Here is a 1,117-nt window from a genome sequence, read left to right as displayed (position 1 = left end):
TCGGGTGCGCCCCGGGCCGGGGGCGTCAGGCGGCGGCCGGCGCGGCGGCGTGGCTCTTCAGGCGGGCGATGACCTCGGTCAGCTGCTCCACGACCTCGGTGTCGTCGGCCGGGTGGATCTCGGCGAAACGGGTCACGGAGCCGGGGATGGAGAGCTTGACCTCCTCGATCACCTTGCCGCCCGCGATGCCGAGGGCCTTGCGGGCCTCGTCCTGCGCCCAGACACCGCCGTACTGGCCGTAGGCGGTGCCGATCACGGCGACGGGCTTGTCGCCGAGNNAGCTGTCCGGCCGCGGCCGGCACGGTGCCCTCGACGTCGATGTCCTCGTTGTAGAACGGGATCTCCGCGAGGCCCTCGTGGACCACGATCTCGGAGCCCTCCGGAGCGATCTTGACCGCGGCCTCCGCGAGCTGACGGTTGTGCGAGCCGGCGCGAAGGCTGCCGACGAGGGCGAGGATGCGAAGGGACATGGGAACTCCTGAGATGGGTGGGAAACAGGGCGGAACGGCACGGCGAGGCGCAGGACGAACCGTTGCCGCAGTCATCCGGACCGAGGTCCGGTTATGTTTCTAGCACTTCAACCGGACCGCGGTCCAGTTTCTTCCCGATGCTTTACGCTGGCTTCATGTCCGCCGTCCCGCCGCCCTCCTCGACACCCCAGCAGCCCCTCGAGCCGCTGGAGTTGCCGCAACTCGGTGCCGAGATCGATGAGCCCTGCCTGCGGGCCGACGCCGCACGCAACCGCGCGCGCCTGCTGGAGGCGGCCGCCCTGTTGGTGGCGGAACGCGGCGCGGACGGCCTGACCATGGAGGCGGTCGCCGCGGCGGCCCAGGTGGGCAAGGGGACGGTCTTCCGGCGCTTCGGCGACCGCACCGGACTGCTGACGGCCCTGCTCGACCACTCCGAGAAGAAGTTCCAGGCCGCCTTCCTCTCCGGCCCCCCGCCGCTGGGACCGGGCGCGCCGCCCGCGGAACGGCTGCGGGCCTTCGGCATCGCCATGCTGCGCCGCACCGCCGACGAACTGGAGCTCCAGCTCGCCGCCGAACCCTGTGCCGACCGCCGCTTCACCAGCCCGCCCCGCCGGGTGCTGCACCACCACGTGACGCTGCTGCTGCGC

At 72.1% G+C, this 1,117-nt stretch carries 1 protein-coding gene and 2 pseudogenes; 1 reads left to right on the top strand and 2 read right to left on the bottom strand.

Annotation, left to right across the window (positions count from 1 at the left end; all coding sequences use genetic code 11):
- Positions 1 to 25: 25 nt before the first annotated feature.
- A pseudogene (locus AOK18_RS35055) lies at positions 26 to 277 on the bottom strand (FMN reductase); the annotation flags it as partial.
- Between the two features lie 2 nt (positions 278 to 279).
- A pseudogene (locus tag AOK18_RS35050) lies at positions 280 to 470 on the bottom strand (NADPH-dependent FMN reductase); the annotation flags it as partial.
- A 155-nt stretch (positions 471 to 625) separates the two neighbouring features.
- Here AOK18_RS35050 and AOK18_RS30035 point away from each other — a divergent pair.
- A partial coding sequence (locus AOK18_RS30035) for a TetR/AcrR family transcriptional regulator (protein ID WP_055696339.1) occupies positions 626 to 1,117 on the top strand: 492 nt, incomplete at its 3' end.

Origin of the sequence: Streptomyces prasinopilosus, assembly GCF_001419695.1 — a bacterium.
Taxonomy (GTDB): Bacteria; Actinomycetota; Actinomycetes; order Streptomycetales; family Streptomycetaceae; genus Streptomyces; species Streptomyces prasinopilosus.
The sequence above is the reverse complement of the archived record's forward strand: the minus strand, read 5'-3'. Positions and strand labels throughout refer to the sequence as shown.